We start from the raw sequence: 18280 nt of genomic DNA on the forward strand, positions 1-18280 counted from the left end.
TCGGGCGTTACTGTCCGCAGTTCTCGAAACGGAACTGCGTGGTCGTCTTGCACGTACGCTGCAGGCTCGGAGCCGCAGCAGAGTCGCAGGTCACGACGGCCCAAACGCGGCCTGCCGCGACGGTCTGCAGCGGCTCGGTGAAGCTCGCCGTGCAGTTCTTTTGCGCATACGTCGTCCCGAGGTGCGAGAGCGAGATGTCGATGTTCGAGTTGTCCTGCGCAGGCTTGAAGAAGCCTTCGACTCGAAACGCTCCGCCCGTGGCACCGGAGAGGCTCGTCGTCGCCTTGACGGTGAAGCCGTCGTTGGTCGGAACGACCGAGCAGGTCACGCTGACCACGCCCTGCTGATCGGTCGCACCGTCGTCGATCGGGTTCACCTGCTCCGCCGGCGTGGCGGCCGGGTTGCCGAAGCTGCCGATCGTGAGGAACGCCGGGTTGCTGTCCGGACACTCCGCGGTGGTGAAGTTGCCCTTCGCAACGTCCGCGGAGAGCGTGACGCGCGGTGTGGCCGGCGTGTCGTCCGAGCAGCCCGGCGCGGCGATGGCGAGAGCGGTCGTGCCCGCGAGCGTGAGAACAGCGAGGACGTGCCGTTCGGAGCGGTTGAAGCGTCGGATGAGCATCGATGATCTCCCAGAGAGAAGAAAGCCGGGTTGGGCCGAGGGCCCTCGCCGCGTTCCCGTCATTCTAACATTACTCCTGGGCTCACCCGCCAGCGCGCGGATCCCGAGCTGCCTTGAAGCCGCGCTCGAGGTCGTCTTTCAGATCGTCGAGATCTTCCACACCCACACTCAGGCGGATCAGCCCGTCGCCGATGCCTATGGCCCGCCGCGCTTCCGCCGGCACGCTGGCGTGGGTCATGATCGCCGGGTGCTCGGCGAGCGATTCGACGCCGCCAAGGCTCTCTGCGCACGCAAAAATGCGGAGGTTCTTGAGGAAGGCAGTCGCCGCGTCGAGGCCGCCGGCGAGCTCGAAGCTGATCATGCCGCCGAAGCCCTTCATCTGCTTCGCCGCGATTTCGTGGCCCTTGTGGGAGGCAAGGCCCGGGTAGAAGACCCGCTCGACCTGCGGATGACGTGCGAGATGGTCGGCAAGGACCTGCGCGCTCTTGACGTGCTGCTTCATGCGGACCCCGAGCGTCTTCAGGCCGCGGAGCACCATGTAGCAATCGAACGGACTCGGGACACCACCAACGGACTTTTGCAGGAAATGGAGCTTCTCCGCGAGTCCCTCATCGCTCGTGATGACCGCGCCACCGACCACGTCGGAGTGGCCGTTGAGGTACTTCGTCGTGGAGTGGACGACCATCGACGCGCCGAGGTCGAGCGGTCGCTGGAGCATCGGCGTGGCGAACGTGTTGTCGACGGCCAGGGGCACGCCGGCCTGCTTGGCGACATCGGCGATCGCGGCGATGTCGAAGATCTTGAGCATCGGGTTCGAGGGCGTCTCGAGCCAGACGAGGCGCGTGTTCGGGCGAACCGCTTCGCGGACCTTCGCCGGATCGCTCATGTCGAGGAACGTCGCCTCGAGGCCCCACTGCTTGAGGACCTTGTCGAAGATGCGGAAGGTGCCGCCGTAGACGTCGTCGCAGACGAGCACGTGGTCGCCCGCCTTGAGCGAAAGCAGAACGGCCGTGGTGGCCGCGCAGCCGCTGCCGAACGCAACGCCGTGCTTGCCGCCCTCGAGCGCTGCGAGACAACCTTCGAGCGCCGTGCGCGTCGGGTTGCCCGCGCGCGAATAGTCGTAGCCCTTGTGTGCGCCAGGGCCGTCCTGCACGAACGTGCTCGCGAGTACGATCGGCGTCATGACGGCGCCCGAAACGGGATCGGGTTCCTGGCCGGCGTGGATGCAGAGCGTGTCGAGGCGAGGCCCTTCGTCGTGCATGGGCCCTTCCCTAGCACGCGGTCCAGGGAAAAAGGCCCTCAGGCGAGCGCGAGCACGACGTCGCGCGCGGATGCAGGCCGAGCCTCGGCGTCGTGCGCGAGGCAGGCGACGATCGCGGCGTGGCCAGGGCCGCGTTCGGCGATCTTCCGGAGCTCGGGAGAGAGAATCGGCACCTCGGCGGCGTTCAGCAGCAGGGCCGCGGCGGTGGTGCCGCGCCTGGAAATGGCGAAGGTCACCCCGTGAAGGAGGGTGGCGGCGAGGGCGAAGAGATCACTTCGTACGGTCGGGGGCTCGCCGCGGGCGACCTCCGGCGCGGCGTAGGCGAGCGTTCCGCGGAAGGCGCCGTCACGTCGTGGTGCGTCACGAAACGTTGCGAGGCCCAGGTCGAGCAGAGTGGCGGTGCGGCCTTCGTCGTCGATGGCGAGGTTCGCCGGGCTGACGTCGCCGTGAACGACGGCGAGGCCTCCACGCGCGTCCGTGGCTTCGTGCAACGTGGCGAGCGCTGCGAAAGAGGCTCGCGTCGCGCGTTCGAGCCACGACGATTCGAGCGGGCCCGAAGCGCTCTCGAGTCGTTGGGCGAGGGTCGGGAAGGGGACGCGCGCCATGCGCAGCCAGGGGCCGCGGGCGTCTTCGCCGCTCGCGAGCAACGTAGGCGTGCTGCGACCGCCGAGTGCCGTGAGCAAGAAGGCTTCGTGACGAATCGCGGTCCAAGCCTCCGGCTCGGCGAGCTCTCGCGAGGAGAGTCGCTTTTCCAGCACTCCAGGGGCTACCTCGCTGACAAGCATTGGCGAATTTGAGACTGGCCCGATCTTCGACGCCGGTACATGGTAGGGCCGTGCAAACGCGTAGTCAGCGGTCACCTCGCTTTTCTTCAGTCTTGTCGTTGTCTCGAGAGTCGAGTGTTGGTGAGGCGGAGGGCGAGTCGGCGCCGGAGGCGCGCGTGACGCGCAAGTCGTGGGCGTGGGTTCTTGCCTCGGTGCTCGTTGTCGGTGCGGCCCTCGGCGTGGCCGCTTGCAACACGGCCGAGCTGAAGCAGCCCGGCGGTACGAGCGGAGTCGGTGCGAGCAGCGGCGATCCCACGACCGGCGACGAGGGCGATGTGCCCGGCGAGGGCGGCAGCTCGGGGACGGTCGACGCCCCGCCCGTGCCGCGCAGCTCGAACGTCACGATCCAGGTGCAGCCTTCGGACTCGGCCGCGGCGATCATCTCCGCGATTCAGGGCGCGAAGAAGAGCGTGCACATGACGATGTACCTCCTCACGAACACCACCGTGCAGGATGCGCTCATCGCGTTGCACAAGGCCGGCAAGGACGTGAAGGTCGTCCTCAACAAGAACTTCCCGCCGAACGGTGGCGACAACACCACCTCGTTCAACAAGCTGAAGGCGGCGGGCGTGGACGTCGTCTATGCACCGGGCGCATACACGTTCACGCACGAAAAAGCGGTCATCATCGACGGTGCGAAGGTTCTCATCATGACGATGAACCTGACCGGCACGAGCGCGAGGGACAATCGCGAATTCATCGCGACGGACTCCGATCCGCAGGACGTGGCGGACGCGGAAACGATCTTCAACGCGGACTACACGAGCACGACGGTCTCGCTCAACGGCAAGCTCGTGGTCTCTCCGTCGGAGGCCCAGCCGGTGGATCCGCGCGGTCGTCTCACGGCGCTCATCGCGAGCGCGAAGAAGACGCTCGACGTCGAGATTCAGTCGCTGAGCGACAGCGCACTCACGGACGCCATCATCGCCGCCCAAGACGCAGGCGTGAAGGTTCGCATCGTCACCACGGCTCCCGGCGACAACGAGGAAACGCCCGCGGAGCTCCAGATGCTCACCAAGATGAAGGCCAAGAGCATTCCTATCGTGGGGCTCTCCAAGCCTTACATCCACGCGAAGGCGATTGTCGTCGACGGAGCGCTTGCGTTCGTTGGCTCGCAGAACTTCACGCCGACCGCGCTCTTCCAGAATCGTGAGCTCGGTGTCGTGACCGACGCGACCACCGAAGTCGCGAAGGTTCAGACGGTCATCGCGCAAGACTTCGCGGCCGGCACGCCGCGCTAACGCATTCGAGCGCGGCACGCACACGCGCTCGTGATGCTTCGAACCTCCGGGTCAGCCACCCGGAGGTTTTTCGTTTTGTCCGAGGCTCTCAGGAAATGCGACCGGTCACTTGGGACGAAAGGCAGTTCCGGAAACGGAAACGATGGTGCGTCCGCTGAGGTCCCAAGCGGCGTGCGAAGCGACGTCTTCGATCATGACGAACGAAGCACCTTTGGCGTGGGCCTGGTTGCGTAGTGCGTTGAAGGCCTGTCGAAAGGTTTCCCCCACCTCGCGTCCGATGACCTGGGTACTGACCTCACCGGCGGGCTCGTAAACCTCGAGGTTCGGCGGATCGCTGAGCATCTCGACGTTCTGCGCCTCCGGCGACAGAGCCACCTTGTCAGGCAACGAAGCCTGGCATCCCGTCACCGCCAGCAATGCCACGAACGCCCCGATACGAGCCCACATGCCAGGATGTTGGCTCTATCCCGCCCCGGCGTAAAGCTCCGAGGCCCGTCGGCCATTGGCCACGCTCGAGTCCCAAGAGGCCGATCCCACGAATCGCGAACTTACGGGCAGGAGAGACTCGTCGACCTGCCGCGAGGTCCACTCGACCGCGAAGCATCGGCCCCGCGACATTCGCGGGGGAAAACTCGAGGCCGGCAGCTTTCACGCGTTGCGCAGAAACCGACCGATACTGCAGCAGGGGCCAACCCCACCGCACCATCGGCTACCGCAGCATCAGCCGATCGACCTGCTGCGAGCGCTTTCGGTTCCGTCCAAGCGCGAAGGATCGGCCCCCACAATGCCTTAGCGTGGGGAAGTCGACACCGGCGGCTCTACCTGCGAGCTGCGCCTAGCGCGGCATCGGCAACCGCAGGATCGGCCGATTGGCCCACTGCGAGCGCTTTCGCTGCTATCCGAGCGCGAAGCATCGGCCCCCCGCAAATGCTCCGCGTGGGGGGAGCTCGAGGGGGGGGGCAGCGCAGCTCCCCCCCTCGAACGTGACTCAACGTGACTTTGGGTGACCGACGGGGATTGAACCCGCGACAGCTGGAGCCACAATCCAGCGCTCTACCAACTGAGCTACGGCCACCGTGACGAACCGCGGTCACCTTACTTACGGGCCGCTGAGTTGCAAGTGTGTTGTGCGGGTGGCCTGCCGAAATCGCCCAGGTTTTCGAGCGCGACCGGAGAGAATCGCGGAATTCGAGGGTCAGCCCTGGTCGACGCCTCTCCAGGTCTGCTTGGCGATGGCGCTGGCCCGAGCGAGGTCGTCGTGGTCAGGAGACCTCGGAATTTCCAGGGCCGTGGCCTCGATCATGCCGCGTGTGGCGGCGAGGAGGCCGGCCTCGAGCGCCACGAGGTCGTAGCCGCCTTCGAGGACGAGGGCCATCCGTCCGGCCGCGGTTCGGTCGGCGACGCGGCGGAGGGCGCGGGCCATCCAACCGAACGCTTCGGCGGACAGGTTCATCTCGGCGAGCGGATCGCGGGCCGAAGCGTCGAAGCCTGCGCTGACGAGGATCATCTCGGGCGCGTACTCCTCGAGGGCAGGGAGAATGATGCGCTCGAAGGCCGAGCGGTAGATGCCGTCACCCGCGCCTGCGCCGAGCGGCACGTTGAGCGTGTAGCCCTTGCCGTCCTTCTCGCCGACCTCGGGCGCAGCGCCGGTGCCTGGGTAGAAGGGGAACTGGTGCGTCGAGATATAGAGAACGCTCGGGTCGTCGTAGAAGGCGTCTTGCGTGCCGTTCCCGTGGTGGACGTCCCAGTCGACAATGGCCACGCGGGACAAACCGCGAGCGCGGGCCTTGGCGGCGGCGATGGCCACGTTGTTGAGCAGGCAGAAACCCATCGCGTGGTCGGGTCGCGCGTGGTGACCGGGAGGTCGAACGAGTGCGACGCCCCGCGGCACGGGGCCGTCGATCATCGCGTCGACCATGGCGACGGTACCTCCAGCAGCGAGCTCGGCGATCGCGATGCTCTCGGGGCCGACGTAGGTATCGGCGTCGATGTAGCCCTGATCGCCACGTAGCGTGCGCAACCAGCTGAGGAACTCAGGCCGATGAACGCGTGCGATGTCCTCTTCGGTCGCGGCGCGCGGCTCGATCGGTGCGAAGGCGAGGCCCGAGCCACGTTGCGCGCGCTCGATCGCAGCACGTGCTGCGTCGAGTCGTTCGGGGCGCTCGGGATGGTACCCCCCGGAGCGGTGGCGGAAGAACCGCGGATCGGAGAGTAGAAGCGCGTCAGTCATGGGTTGCCGCAGTCGAGCTGCCGATGATAGCGTCCCTTAGCTGTTCCAAGAAACGTTCCGAGGGCGGAATGCGAAACAAGATCATCGCTGTCAACGCCGTGATCATGCTCATCATCGGACTTCTCGCCTTTGCGATTGTCCGAACGCAGTTGGTGGACGCAACGAGCAGCGTGGGGCAGCTCAAGACGAGCGCTCAGCGCGACGTCTCGGGCGCCGCCGCTCAGCTCCAGCTCGATGGACTTCGAGCGGAGCGCTGGCTCGCCATGAAATCTGCCGAGCCCGCGACACGTGCGGTGCTTGGTCGAGCCACACCGGACGCGCGAGGAGATGCTGCGCGCCAGCTTTGCGATCAGATCGCGAGCGCGGCGCAAGGCTCGTTGGGCTCGAAGCCCTCCATCGTGGCGGTGGTCGACGCGTCAGGAAAGATCGTCGGTCGTAACGGATCGGATTTGAATCGCGGCGACGACATCGGTGCGTCGTATCCCGCGTTCAAGGACGCGATTCAGAAGAGCTACCCCGGTTCGGACATCTGGACCGACAAGGCTCGCGCCGATCAGTACATCGCGTCGTACGCGCCGGTGCGCGACGAAGCAGGGCGTTCGGCAGGCATGCTCGTTCTCGGCACGCCGCTGAACGACGCGCTCGCTCGCGTCGGTGACGTGGCCACGGGACGAGGTCTGCTCCTCGTCACGTCGAGTGGCGACATCGTCGCGAGCTCGCACGCGGGCGACGACGTGAAGAAGGCGGTCACCGAAGGCGTCGGCGACGTGAAGAACGCGCTGGCGAACGGCAACGTCGTGGCGAGCGCTTCGCACGACGTCATCTTCGCGACCGCACCGCTTTCGGGCTTCGGCGACGGTAAGCGCACGGCGGTCGTCGCGGCGGCGCCGGCTTCGCTGCTTCCGTCGGCGTCGACGATTCCGCTGTCGATTCTGGGCGCCACGGCGCTCGGTCTCATCCTGGTGTTCGCGGGCGGCTGGTTCCTCGGGAACTACATCTCGCGTCCGATCGCGGCGCTCGAGGAAGGCCTCCTCGGCATCCTCAACGGCCAGTCGGACAAGCGCTTCGAGCTCGATCATGCCGAGCTCGGGGGCCTCGCGTTCCGCATCGATCAGCTCCTCAACCAGCTGATGGGCGTCGAGGAAGACAACACCGACGACGAGGGCCGCGTCTCCAAGGCACCCACCGCGGCGAACTTCGGCGATGCGCTCTCCGTCGACCGCAGCCAGGGCGGTGGAGGGGGCGGAGCCGCGTCGTCGGCGGGTGACGTCGACGCTGGGCGTCTCGCGGCAGAGCCGGCGGACGCCTACTACGCGCGCCTTTACCGCGAGTACATCAACGCCAAGCGCTCGCTCGGCGAGCAGGTCGACCACATCACGGATCAGGCCTTCCGTTCCCGCATTCAGGGGATGGAGCAGGATGCGAGCTCGAAGCACGGGCGTCCCGTGCGTTACCAGGTGCAGTCGAACGGCCGGGAAGTCGTGCTTCTCGCCGTGCCGCTCGGCTGAGCCGCGGCGATCGGAGGGCCGTCGAGTGCACGCGACAAGCTCGCGAAAGCTCGACGGCGCCACCCCGCGCCCCCCTCGCGCGCAAACGCGACGATTCTTGCGTGCATGCGGCCCAGGGTCGACTTAGGTTGGGCACCCCGATGGGCCTCTTCGATCTCTTCAAAACCAAGAGCAAAGGCAGCACGAGCAGTGGCGAAAGGAAGTCCGCCTCGGCCGCTGCGAAATACGCGGAAACTGCCGGTAGCAAGCGCGCGCAAGCGTATGACCGCCAGGAGGCCATCGCCGAGCTGTGCAAGCTCAAGTCGGCGGACGCGGTCGAGGGCCTGCTGAAGCGTTTCACGTTCGCCACCGACCCCTCGATCACGGATCAGGAGGAGAAGGACGCTGCGTTCGAAGGCATCGTCGCGGCGGGCCAGGAAGCGATCGAGCCGATTCGCGCGTTCGCTGCCAAGGCGGAGAGCCTCTCCTATCCGCTCCGCATCCTCAAGGAGCTGATGACCGAGGAGGACCTCGTCGAGGAGCTCGTTGCCTGGCTTTCGCGCTGGAACACGGACTACGCGAAGTTCATCGATCCGAAGCTCCAGATCCTCGCGGCGCTCGAGGACTACGTGCACCCGCAGATTCGCTCTGCCGTCGAGCCGTTCCTCCAGGACTTCAACGAGCCGGCGCGCTTCCACGCCGTCGTCGCCACGCTCGCGCAGCGTGATCCGGAAGCCGTGCCGGCCCTCGTCGACGCGTTCCTCGAGGAGGAGAGCGTTCGCATTCGTACGCGCACGGCGGACGGCTTCGCGGCCCTCGGCTGGGAGATCCCGGAGGAGCAGCGCGATGCGGTTCGCAAGGCGCTGCCGCCCCAGTTCAGCGTGAACGGCTCGGGCGTCGTCACGAAGCGCTGAACCAACCGAACAACGCAAACAGCCGCGTGTTGGCTTTCGGGCCTCACGCGGCTTCTTCGTGTCCGTTCACGACGAGGCGCGCGCCGATCGTGGGACCCAGCATCGGCAGGCGTCGTCACCCGAGCCCGAAATGCACGAACGCCAGCGTCTCGTGAGAGACACTGGCGTTCTGCCGTTACGAACTGGGAGAGGCGAGGAGCCTTCTCAGTCGCTGACCTTCGGCGACGTCGGGAGGTAGAAGCCCGCCGCGACGAAGACCATCTGGTTGAACTTGAACGTGCGGTCCTCGGAGTTGATCTGGTTGTCCGGGAACGACGCGTCCGGGCCAGCACCGCGGGTGTCGAAGCCGCCGCGGTTCCACGAGAACGGGAAGGCGCGGTACTCGACGTTGATGCTGACGAAGTTCGTCGCGTAAAGCGTGAGGCCGAGGCCGAACGTCGGCGCGATGGCCGTGCGCGTGTTGGTGGCGAAGGCGTTCGGGTTGGTCGCCTGCGTGCACTTGCCCACGCCGCAGTCTCCACGCTCCTCGACACCCACGAAGGCGGCGCCCGCGTGGAGATAGAGGTCGGTGTCGACGAACAGCTTCTGGAAGAGCGCGAGCTTTCCGCGGAAGGGGCTGAACGTCACCTGCGGTGCCGCCATCCACTTCAACTTGCCGGTCTGATCGGCGTAGTCGCCGTTGCTCGGCAAGTTCACCGCGGTGCGCGAGTTGCGCGTCGCCGTCGAGTTGATCTTGTCCGTCAGGTCGGTGCTGATGTTCGCAGCGCCGAAGCCGCCGAACACGCCAACGCCGAGCCAGTCGAAGATGTTGTACTGCAGACGACCGGCAACGAAGATCGTGCGCTGGTACTCATCGAGAAGGGTAAAGCCCGGTCCGAGCGCGAGCTCGAAGCGTCCTTCGCGGTAGTTACGCAGCCTGTGAACCGAAGGGGCTCCGGCGAGCGGACCCGTCAGCTGAATTTCCTGCGCGGAAGCAGGGCTCGAGACTGCAAGCGTGCCCACAAGGGCAGCGGCAGCAGCCAGGCCAGCGCACAGGGAGCGCCGAATCGACTTCGAAGTGCCCGACAAGCGTCGTTTCATGACCTTCCTCGTTCGGGGAATCACTTGGGAAGCCTGTATTCCCAGCTGAACGGCAAGAACACGCTGATGCCGATCTGGGCCTGGACGTTGTTGGTGAGCTGGCTGTCGCCGAACCAGGTGCTCGAATCACGTTGACCCTGCGGGGTCGCCGCGATGGTCGTGTTCTCGAGCTGCTCCGAATAGATGTAGTCGCGGATTTCACCGGTGACGGCGATCCAGCGGTTCAGGAAGACGCGGAGACCGATGCCGATCGAGAAGGCGAGGCGCCAGTCGTAATCGAACTTACGGTTGTCCGGGTCGATGACGGCGATCGGGCGGGTACGCATCGTACCAACGCCGCCCGTGATGAAGCCGTCATAGTGGAAGATGAACTTGTTGAACCCGCTGAACTTTCCGTACATCGGGACGTACGTGAAGTTCGCGGTCGCGCCCATCTGGTACTCGTTCAGCGGAACAGCCAAACGGGTGGCGCGACGGTTCTGGAAGTTGAAATCCGAGTCGCTGTTGAACGGCTGGTAGAACGTTCCGTTCAGACCGATCGCGAGCACGTTCGTCAGGTAGTAGTTCACTCCGAGGCCGGGACCCGGGTGTCCGACGAACTGGTCGTTGAGCGAGAAGCTCCAATACGGGAGCAACTCGACACGACCACGACGCAGCGCGTAGATCTGCTGCACCGCGTAAACGTCTGCTTTGACGTCACGCGCCGACAGCGTCTTGATGTCCGCTGCTTTCGGACATGCACTCGGGTCGATCTCGCAGATGCCACCACCGGCCGCGCCGGCTGCAGCGCCCGCCGAGCCCGTTCCCGCGGCACCTGCACCCTGCGCATCGGCAGGGGGCGCGGTGGTATCCGCGGGCTTCGGCTCATCGAGCTCGATCTCTCCTCCAGCACCGCCCGTTGCTGGGGCCCCCTGCGCCGGCGCCGGTGCAGGCGCGGGTGCTGAGGGCTTACCACCGGGCTTCTTCGGCTGCGCAAGGGCTGCCTGTGGCAGCAAAAGTGCTGCTGCCAAGAGGAGCCAACATCGAGCCTGCTTCATCTCGAACCCCTTCCGCTTCGACGTGCGCGGGTGTGCGTAACGCGTGAGAAAAATTGGGGATTCAGGCAAATGGCCAAACCGCGCGGCACGATATCACGATTTTTTTCGGCCGAGCAATCTCTAAAAGGGTCTCGCGCGTCGCAGAATGCAGAGTGCATTTGCGACGTCAATGCCACTTGACTATCGCGACGAGAAATAAGTTCCAAGTTCACGCGGCCTCTGCCTCGCCATCGTCCTTGCCAAACAGCGCTTCGACGAAATCGGCTGCCACGAACTCGCGCAAATCTTCTGCGCGCTCTCCGAGGCCGATGTAGCGAACGGGCACTTTGAGCTCGTCGCAGACACCGAGGACGACACCGCCTTTGGCAGTGCCATCCAGCTTCGTGAGGATGAGACCATTGAGTTCAAGCGCCTCTTTGAAGAGAGCCGCTTGAGTAAGCGCGTTCTGACCCGTGGTGGCGTCGAGAACGAGAAGTGTTTCGTGCGGAGCGCCGTCCATCGCCTTCGCGATGGTGCGCTTCACTTTCTTGATCTCCTCCATCAGGTTCACCTTCGTGTGAAGGCGACCTGCGGTGTCGACCAGGAGGACATCGGCGCCAGCTTCGTTGGCTTTCTTCGTGGCCTCGAAGGCGACGGCGCCCGGATCGGCGCCCTCTTTGCCCTTCACGACCTCCGCGCCAACGCGCTTGCCCCAAACTTCGAGCTGCTGAACAGCGGCCGCGCGGAACGTGTCTCCGGCGGCGAGGACGACCTTCTTGCCGTCCGCGCTCCACTTCGTGGCGAGCTTGCCGATCGTCGTGGTCTTGCCCACGCCGTTCACGCCGACCATCAGCACGACGAGCGGCTTCTCTTTGGCCGGACGAGGCCCGCCGATCGACAGGATGCGCGTGGCTTCCGCGCGAAGCGCCGCCCACACCGCATCGGCATCGCTGAGCTCGTTCTTCGCCATGCCCTCACGGAGGCGCTCGAGAATGGCTTGGGTCGTCTTCACGCCGACGTCGCTCGTGAGCATGACCTCTTCCATCTGCTCGAGGATGGCCGGGTCGATCTCCTTCTTGCCGGTGAAGATGGCTTTGAGACGCGCCATGAACCCGCCGCGCGTCGCGGCGAGGCCCTTGCGAAGACCCGCAACGTCCTTCTTCGAGACGACCGGGGGCGGGGGAGCGGCGGGCTCAACGGCCGCGCGAGGCTCGGAGGGAACTCTCGCGGCGCCCGGGGCGGGCGTAGGCTCAGCGAGCGGCCTGCTCGGCTTCGCCGGGATGATCTCAGGCGCAGCGCCCTCTTCGGCCTCCGCAGCCTTCGGCTTCGGGGCCGCTTTTTCAGGCACCGGCGGCTTCGGACGCTCAGCACGTTCCTCGGCCTTGCCTGCGGGCGGCAGCTCCTTCTTCCGGAAGAAGAGGAAGTAGACCGCCAGCGCGGCGAGGACCGCAACGACGATCAGGACGAGCGGCTGGTTGTCCATCGGGGGCGCATCCTTATAAAGACGCGCGCCTTCAGCCGTCAACGACGCTTAATCGTCATCCTGCCCGTCGGTCGTCTGAGGGGCAGGGGCAGCAGGCTTCGGAGGCCCTTTCTGAGGGGCTAGAGCGTCGATTTCTGCCTCGGTGGCGGCGTCGATGGTGGATCCCGCATAAGCCGCCCGCTCGACGGCCTCGGCCCATCGGGCCGTCTGGAGGTCGTCGCTCGCAGCCTGTTTGACGTGCCCGGGGGTGGCCTCGGGCCGGATGTCGAAGGGGGGACCGACGCGTTTCGCCCAGGCGACGAGGCGTGCGAGAAGGGCACGACGGCGGAGGACGAGGGCGATTGCGAGCTCTCCAGGCGCCGGAAGGCCTTGTGTCAGCCGCGCGTGAAGCGGTGCTTCGGCGACGATGCGTTCGCCTCCGACGTGCGGTCCGTCGAGCTGGAACTCGAACGCGCCTTCGGCGTTGCTCATGGTGGAAGCGAGCGTGGTGGTGCCTTCGAAGGTGCCACGCTCGATCCAGATCGTCGCGTTGGGCACGACGAACCCTTCGTGCGCGTCGACGACTTTTCCTCGCCATCCGGTCTCGCCGCGCGCCGCCGCGCGAACGACCTCGATGTGCGGTTTGGCTTCGACGATCTCGCCCTCCCGCGCGCGCTCGGCACGAGGCGTGGGCTTTCCGGACTTCGACGCCACGCGCCCGACGAGGAAGAACGCGAGGACGGCGAGGCCGGCGAGAAACAGAGGCGCCTTCGCGACGATGCTTTGTGCGCGGATCGGCAGACGAAGCGTGGCGTCGCCGGCGGACGCGAACCACGGCGCGGAAGGGACGTACTTCAAGCGAACGAGCGCTTCGTTCCCCTGCGCGGCGAACGTGAGCACGAGGCGCGCGACGCCTCGCTCGACCGGCGCGGCACCGACGACGACGTCGCCGACGCGCGCCTCCACGGCGCCCGACGAGATGGGCCCGATCGCCGACGTGGTTTCGACGACGATCGGAATGCCGTCGTCGGGAACGCGTGGCGTGAGCTCGCCACGCTCGGCGGTCGGCACGTGCATGCTCACGTTCACGCGTCGCTCGATGTCTGCAGCCTCGGTCGCGAACGCGGTGGGCGTATCTCCCGCGAACGATACACGCAGCTCTCCGAGGCCAGGCGGTCCTAGCTTCGTCGCGTCGATGGTGAAGCGGGCGCGGCCGGTGGCGTCCGTCGCACTCACGCCAAGCTTCTCTCCGAGCTCGTTCGCGAGCGTGAGGTCGATGCCGGATTTCGCGCGCAACGCTCCGTTGTCTTCGACCTGTGCGGAGACCTCGAAGACGTTCTGCGGAAGGTCGAGCGAGACGAGGTGGGGTTTCGGATCGAAGCGAAGGACCAGCGCTTCGCGTGACAGGTCGAACGAGAGCTCCGCGTTCGCGCCTTCGACGAGTTTCGCGCCCTTCCACGCAAGGTGTGCACGGTGCCGGTCTTGTGGGAGCTTCGCGCGAAAGCAGAAACGGCCACCTTCGTCGGTGACGACGGTGACGTCAGGACTGTCGGTCGGTCCGCCCAGGCGGATTCCGTGTGTACCTGGCGTCCGTTCGGCGGTTCTCTCACACCCTCGCGCAGCTCTCAGTCCTTCCGCGACCGCCGGGTCATGTGGGTCGGACTCTCGCGAGATCTGGATCTGCACCTGTTCGTTCGGCAGCGGCTCACCGGCATCGTCGACGAGCGAGCCACTGAAGACGAGATCGCCTTGATCGCGCGCCGCATGCGCCGTCAGTCGGCCGCTTCCGTGAACGTGGATGCGAACGCCATCGGCTCCGGCGGCCCGTTGCCACGTCACGCCGGTCAGCGCCGTGCCGAGAAAGAGGAGGAACGCGAAGAACCTGACGAATGGCGCGGCGTGGCGTCGACCGGATCCGATCGGTGTCAACGTGTGCGCACGCCTTTCTGCACGAGCTCTGCGAGGAACCTGCGCGCCGGCGCCCGACACATGTAGAGTGATCGTCGGGTGGGTGATGCGTTTGCGCCACGCAAATGCACGCCTCGCACCCCGGTCACCCCGAGTGGGATCCGTGGCGGACGTGATTGTTACGATTGCTGAAGGCGGAGTGAACATTTGATGATTCACGTCGTCGATCCGCGAGGCGCTCCACATGCGAACACGGCATCCCCGGAGCGCACCGACGAGCGACTTCCAACTCGAGTGACGTGACGAGCCATTGCGTTGCTCACTCACATCGACCCCGACGAAACCAACCAACCAATCGCCGCACGACAAGCGAGCGAACCGACAACGAGCAAGCTGCGACCGCCGCCACCACAGCCAATCCGTAGAGCAAACGAGCAAGCAAGTCGACCCGAGGCGTAAACCCCGCCGAAGGCGATAGGCGACCGAGCGATCAAGCGACTAGCGCCAGCCGACCAGGCAAGGCCAAGGCCAGCCGAACCCAGCCGAACCGCGCACTAGCCCGAAAGGCCTAGTCGGCCAAAAGGCCCCGTCGGCCAAAAGGCCCCGTCGGCCGAATCGCCCAGTCACCCATCCGTCGTCCCGAAGGAACGAGCGAACGAGCGAAGCGAGTGAGCGAGCACAAGGCAAGGAAGCGAGCGCAGCGAGCGGCCGAAAGGGAGTGCGAAGAGCGTGGCAAAGGGTGATATTCTTCGACAGTCCATGCGCGGGCGGGTCCTAGGGGTGGGGCTTCTAGCGGGTGTGCTGAGTCTGTTCGGACCGCACGGCGGCGAACCGGCGTACGCCGACGAGGCCCGCGTGAAGTTTCTCGCCGACAAGCTGAAGTCCGACGACTTCCGTGTCCGAACCAACGCGGCGCTCGCTTTGGGCGCCAGCAACGAGGACGGCGCTGTCACGCCGCTCTGCGGGGCATTGGCGGACTCCAGCGAGGTCGTTCGTCAGGCCTCAGCCGTGGCCCTCAAGCGCCTCAGTCGTTCCTCCGCGCTCTCGTGTCTCCGCGGCCGCGAGTCGAGCGAGTCGAACGACGGCGTGAAGGTCCAGATCACACGTGCCATCGAGGCGATCGTGGCCAACGGCGGGGGAGACGCCCCCGCCAACGACGACAAGGTCAAAGAGAACCCGAACGCGAAGTACTACGTCTCGATCTCGACGATCGCCAACTCCACCGGTCGCGCTCAACCCGAGGTGGAAGCCATCGTTCTGCGAGCCATCAAGCAAAAGCTCGAAGGCTCGGGTGACATCCAGATTGCGCCCTCCAAGGAGACGCCGGATGCCGCCAAAGGCACCATGCAGAAGCGGAAGATGAAGGGCTTCTACCTGGCCGTCGCCGTCGACCGCTTCGACTACTCGAACGGAAACCTCCGCGTGAAGGTGAAGATCGGCGTCTTCACCTATCCGGGCAAGTCGCTGCTCGGAAATGTCGACCGCACGCTGACCAAGGAAGGCGTGTCGGGATCCGACAAGTCTTCGGAAGACGACCTGATGGCCATGGCCGCGGGAATCGCCACCGAGCAGTTCACCCAGAATGCGAGTGCGTTCCTCTGAACCGCGGCCGTGAGCTCCGAGCGTGAACGGATGAAGAACGTGACGAAAACGAGGATTGCGAACGTGCTCCGTGTACGCTTGTCAGAGAGGACCCGATGACCACCTCTGTCCAGCCGGCTCCGGCTCAGAAGTACAAGCGAAGCATCAAGAACTACCTGCTCGACGCCCGCTTCCAACTGAAGTGGACGGGCATGATCATCGGCGTTGCCCTCTTCATCAGTGCCAGCATGGGCAGTGTGCTCTATCGCACGAGCACCGAGGTGACGGAGCAAAGCCAGCACGTCATCGCGCAGGGCCAGAAGTTCGTCGAAGAGAGTCGCAAGAACAGCGACCTCGTGAAGATGACGATGAAGAAGGAGTACGCGGACGCTCCCGAGCTCGCGAACTCCTTCAATCAGAGCGCCGAGGAGCTAGACAACGGACTCCTCGAGAAGCAGAACGCGCTGCTCGCCGAGCAGAAGCACACGATCGATCAGCAGCGTTCGATGCTGACCACGCTCGTCTTCGGCCTCGCGCTATTCGTGCTGCTCATCGGTATCTTGGGCATCTACTTCACGCACAAGGTCGTGGGGCCCATCTACAAGATGAAGATGCTCCTTCGGCAGGTCGGTGACGGAAAGCTCAATTTCCAGGGCCGCCTTCGCAAGGGAGACGAGCTTCAGGACTTCTTCGAGGTCTTCGCCGGGATGGTCGACAAGCTGAAAGAGCGCCAGCGACGTGAGGTCGACGAGCTCTCTTCGGCGATGGATGAAGCGAAGCGTTCTGGCGCGAGCGACGAGGCGATCGGCAGGCTTCGCCACGTTCGCGACGAGATGAAAGCCTCTCTCGATCTCTGAGTGAACGGGCCGCCCAGGCGCGCCTGTCACAACCGAAGGTCACAAAGTAAGAAAGGGCGCGGTCACTCGGTGATCGCGCCCTTCGTGCATTCTAAACTCGTCGCACGCCCTCTGGCGCCGTTCGTCGGGGAGGGAGCGCGAACGCACCGTCCACTCACTCGGTGATCGCGCCGGCAATCCACTCGATCGACGGCGCGTCGTCGTCCCCGAACGTCACCGCGGCGACGTCGATGCGTACGCGCGCGACATCTGGCATCTTCGCGAGGCGACCACGCCAAAGGCCACGCGCGCCGCGCAAGAGCAGGCGCTGCTTCGCCGGCGAGATGCTGCCCAGGGCAGACTCGAACGAGCCCCGCCCGCGCGTGCGCACCTCGACGATCACGACCAGATCGTCCTTCTTCGCGACGATGTCGAGCTCGAGCGCGCCAATGCGAAGGTTCCGCCAAAGAACGCGGAACCCTCGCTGGAGAAGCCACTCGGCGGCTGCTTGTTCAGCAGCGCGCCCGCGCGCATGAGACGCGGGTAGGGGAGACAAACGGTTTGACGGCGTCGCCCCGACCGATGGTCGTGATTCGGGCGACGCCGTCGACGGAGCTACACGCGCACGCGGCGCGCGGTCAGTCGCACTTCTTCGTGGTCGGGTCGCACTCACCCTGGTTGCACGCCGTGTTGACGTCGTACTGCGTACCGGTCTTGATGCAGTAAGAGCCGGTGAGGCCCTCGTTGCCCTGACCGATCGAGGTGACGAGCGGCGTACACGCGAAGCCGTCGGGGCAATCGCAGAACGTCTGGTCGCCGGGCTTGTTGCCGTTGATGTCGGCACAGCGGCACGAACAGTAAACCGCCTTGTCCGCAGTGCGGTCGACGCACTGAGCCGGAACGGCGGAAGCCTTGATGGGGTCTTTGGGGTTGCCCTGCGGATCCAGGGGGCCCGTGATCTTCGTGTCGGTACCAGGGACCGAGCACGCCGCCGCGCCGGTTGGCGCATCGCCCTTGGCGTTCTGGCCGTAGGGGCAGGACACGCGACCTCGGAAGTGATTCACGAGGCACACGCGCGTACGGCACTGGAAGCTCTTCGACTCGACGTTGACTTCTTTTTCGTCGAAGCCGTTGAACGTCGCGTCGTACTCTTGCTCCGGAGTACAGGGGTCGCCAACGCCTTGCTCAGAGCAGCCGGGGCTAGCTGCGAGAAGGCCAGAACCGAGAAGGATCGCGATCACGAACGTCCGCGTCATCGTGGAGCGGGACGGTACCTTTCTGCGCATCAGAGCGTCAAGCATGTTCACTCTCCGTTGCGCGATCTGCCGTCGCGCGCTGTCGTTCTTCAACGAGGACGGAGCGAGTTGCGGGCTCCGTGCCTCCAAGGAATGTGTCGGGGCGGTCCTCACCGAGCGACGATCGACGCGCGTCGCGTTGGCGACTCGTCGTCCGCTCGCGCTCGGCTTGCCTCAAGCGAGCTGAGCGAGGCCACGACGGGGACGCCAAAGGAAGGGAAGGACAATCCCTGATGGCCGTCATGGGGTCGTTCCGTCTCCACGCCGTGGCATCGACGTCTCGTTCGCGTCCCGCCCGCACGTCTTCCGCCGCGCCGGCCAGTCTTGGATAACTTGCGTTCAGCACCGTTGACCTCAGCGGTGGGGTTCGTGAAGCGAGGGAGGGCGTTCAGCGAGAGGAGTGATGTCGAGTCGAGTCGTTCACGCAGTCGGGGGTCGAACCCGCACCCAAGGTCCTCGCGCTCGGGCGGGTCTGTCGGTGGGGCTCGTGACAGGGGGATGGGAGGTAACCCTTCGACATCGGGAT

Annotated in this window: 16 protein-coding genes and 1 tRNA gene; 5 read left to right on the forward strand and 12 right to left on the reverse strand. The window is 65.5% G+C overall.

Annotated features, from left to right (window positions below):
• Window positions 1-7: 7 nt before the first annotated feature.
• The 3 genes from AKJ09_RS30225 to AKJ09_RS30235 form a co-directional block, all read right to left on the reverse strand.
• Window positions 8-619: a hypothetical protein gene (locus AKJ09_RS30225; protein WP_146651336.1), complete on the reverse strand. Its 612-nt coding sequence runs from the start codon at window positions 617-619 to the stop codon at window positions 8-10.
• A gap of 82 nt (window positions 620-701) precedes the next feature.
• Window positions 702-1880, reverse strand: coding sequence for a cystathionine gamma-synthase (locus AKJ09_RS30230; protein WP_146651337.1), 1179 nt, complete (start codon window positions 1878-1880; stop codon window positions 702-704).
• Between the two features lie 38 nt (window positions 1881-1918).
• On the reverse strand, window positions 1919-2638 hold the full coding sequence (locus AKJ09_RS30235) for a protein kinase domain-containing protein (protein WP_169927992.1): 720 nt from the start codon (window positions 2636-2638) through the stop codon (window positions 1919-1921).
• Between the two features lie 119 nt (window positions 2639-2757).
• Between AKJ09_RS30235 and AKJ09_RS30240 the strand changes: the two genes are divergently transcribed.
• Window positions 2758-3945, forward strand: a complete 1188-nt coding sequence (locus AKJ09_RS30240) for a phospholipase D-like domain-containing protein (RefSeq protein ID WP_146651339.1) — start codon at window positions 2758-2760, stop codon at window positions 3943-3945.
• A gap of 105 nt (window positions 3946-4050) precedes the next feature.
• On the opposite strand, the gene AKJ09_RS30245 is transcribed toward AKJ09_RS30240, so the two are convergent.
• From AKJ09_RS30245 to AKJ09_RS30255, 3 genes are all read right to left on the reverse strand, one after another.
• Complete coding sequence (locus tag AKJ09_RS30245) at window positions 4051-4392, reverse strand: DUF4156 domain-containing protein (protein WP_146651340.1); 342 nt, start codon at window positions 4390-4392, stop codon at window positions 4051-4053.
• A 555-nt stretch (window positions 4393-4947) separates the two neighbouring features.
• Window positions 4948-5020, reverse strand: a tRNA-His gene (locus AKJ09_RS30250).
• 120 nt (window positions 5021-5140) lie between these two features.
• Window positions 5141-6175, reverse strand: coding sequence for a histone deacetylase family protein (locus AKJ09_RS30255; RefSeq protein WP_146651341.1), 1035 nt, complete (start codon window positions 6173-6175; stop codon window positions 5141-5143).
• A gap of 68 nt (window positions 6176-6243) precedes the next feature.
• On the opposite strand from AKJ09_RS30255, the gene AKJ09_RS30260 reads away from it, so the two are divergent.
• Complete coding sequence (locus AKJ09_RS30260; protein WP_146651342.1) at window positions 6244-7683, forward strand: cache domain-containing protein; 1440 nt, start codon at window positions 6244-6246, stop codon at window positions 7681-7683.
• A gap of 140 nt (window positions 7684-7823) precedes the next feature.
• Window positions 7824-8576, forward strand: a complete 753-nt coding sequence (locus AKJ09_RS30265; protein ID WP_146651343.1) for a HEAT repeat domain-containing protein — start codon at window positions 7824-7826, stop codon at window positions 8574-8576.
• Window positions 8577-8780: 204 nt separating this feature from the next.
• Here AKJ09_RS30265 and AKJ09_RS30270 read toward each other — a convergent pair whose 3' ends face one another.
• The 4 genes from AKJ09_RS30270 to AKJ09_RS30285 form a co-directional block, all read right to left on the reverse strand.
• Window positions 8781-9656 (reverse strand): outer membrane beta-barrel domain-containing protein, encoded by an 876-nt coding sequence (locus AKJ09_RS30270; protein ID WP_146651344.1) that lies wholly within the window; start codon window positions 9654-9656, stop codon window positions 8781-8783.
• 20 nt (window positions 9657-9676) lie between these two features.
• Window positions 9677-10693, reverse strand: coding sequence for an outer membrane beta-barrel domain-containing protein (locus tag AKJ09_RS30275; protein WP_146651345.1), 1017 nt, complete (start codon window positions 10691-10693; stop codon window positions 9677-9679).
• Window positions 10694-10901: 208 nt separating this feature from the next.
• Entirely contained in the window at window positions 10902-12155 is a 1254-nt protein-coding gene (ftsY, locus tag AKJ09_RS30280) for a signal recognition particle-docking protein FtsY (protein ID WP_146651346.1), read from the reverse strand.
• A gap of 48 nt (window positions 12156-12203) precedes the next feature.
• Window positions 12204-14063, reverse strand: coding sequence for a carboxypeptidase-like regulatory domain-containing protein (locus tag AKJ09_RS30285; protein WP_146651347.1), 1860 nt, complete (start codon window positions 14061-14063; stop codon window positions 12204-12206).
• 834 nt (window positions 14064-14897) lie between these two features.
• On the opposite strand from AKJ09_RS30285, the gene AKJ09_RS30290 reads away from it, so the two are divergent.
• Window positions 14898-15644, forward strand: coding sequence for a HEAT repeat domain-containing protein (locus AKJ09_RS30290; protein WP_169927993.1), 747 nt, complete (start codon window positions 14898-14900; stop codon window positions 15642-15644).
• A 95-nt stretch (window positions 15645-15739) separates the two neighbouring features.
• Window positions 15740-16480 (forward strand): hypothetical protein, encoded by a 741-nt coding sequence (locus tag AKJ09_RS30295; RefSeq protein ID WP_146651349.1) that lies wholly within the window; start codon window positions 15740-15742, stop codon window positions 16478-16480.
• A gap of 154 nt (window positions 16481-16634) precedes the next feature.
• Here AKJ09_RS30295 and AKJ09_RS53420 read toward each other — a convergent pair whose 3' ends face one another.
• Window positions 16635-17015: a YraN family protein gene (locus AKJ09_RS53420; RefSeq protein ID WP_169927994.1), complete on the reverse strand. Its 381-nt coding sequence runs from the start codon at window positions 17013-17015 to the stop codon at window positions 16635-16637.
• An 82-nt stretch (window positions 17016-17097) separates the two neighbouring features.
• The gene (locus tag AKJ09_RS53425; RefSeq protein WP_169927995.1) at window positions 17098-17715 is read right to left on the reverse strand and encodes a hypothetical protein; all 618 of its coding nucleotides are present in this window, start codon (window positions 17713-17715) and stop codon (window positions 17098-17100) included.
• Between the last annotated feature and the right edge of the window lie 565 nt (window positions 17716-18280).

The sequence above is a fragment of the Labilithrix luteola genome, from assembly GCF_001263205.1.
Taxonomy (GTDB): domain Bacteria; phylum Myxococcota_A; class Polyangia; order Polyangiales; family Polyangiaceae; genus Labilithrix; species Labilithrix luteola.

What these genes read in the sequence shown, in the direction of transcription:
- AKJ09_RS30225 (WP_146651336.1), bottom strand. Translation starts at nt 619, where the DNA reads ATGCTCATCCGACGCTTCAACCGCTCCGAACGGCACGTCCTCGCTGTT.
- AKJ09_RS30230 (WP_146651337.1), bottom strand. Translation starts at nt 1,880, where the DNA reads ATGCACGACGAAGGGCCTCGCCTCGACACGCTCTGCATCCACGCCGGC.
- AKJ09_RS30245 (WP_146651340.1), bottom strand. Translation starts at nt 4,392, where the DNA reads ATGTGGGCTCGTATCGGGGCGTTCGTGGCATTGCTGGCGGTGACGGGA.
- AKJ09_RS30255 (WP_146651341.1), bottom strand. Translation starts at nt 6,175, where the DNA reads ATGACTGACGCGCTTCTACTCTCCGATCCGCGGTTCTTCCGCCACCGC.
- AKJ09_RS30260 (WP_146651342.1), top strand. Translation starts at nt 6,244, where the DNA reads ATGCGAAACAAGATCATCGCTGTCAACGCCGTGATCATGCTCATCATC.
- AKJ09_RS30265 (WP_146651343.1), top strand. Translation starts at nt 7,824, where the DNA reads ATGGGCCTCTTCGATCTCTTCAAAACCAAGAGCAAAGGCAGCACGAGC.
- AKJ09_RS30270 (WP_146651344.1), bottom strand. Translation starts at nt 9,656, where the DNA reads ATGAAACGACGCTTGTCGGGCACTTCGAAGTCGATTCGGCGCTCCCTG.
- AKJ09_RS30275 (WP_146651345.1), bottom strand. Translation starts at nt 10,693, where the DNA reads ATGAAGCAGGCTCGATGTTGGCTCCTCTTGGCAGCAGCACTTTTGCTG.
- ftsY (WP_146651346.1), bottom strand. Translation starts at nt 12,155, where the DNA reads ATGGACAACCAGCCGCTCGTCCTGATCGTCGTTGCGGTCCTCGCCGCG.
- AKJ09_RS30295 (WP_146651349.1), top strand. Translation starts at nt 15,740, where the DNA reads ATGACCACCTCTGTCCAGCCGGCTCCGGCTCAGAAGTACAAGCGAAGC.
- AKJ09_RS53425 (WP_169927995.1), bottom strand. Translation starts at nt 17,715, where the DNA reads ATGACGCGGACGTTCGTGATCGCGATCCTTCTCGGTTCTGGCCTTCTC.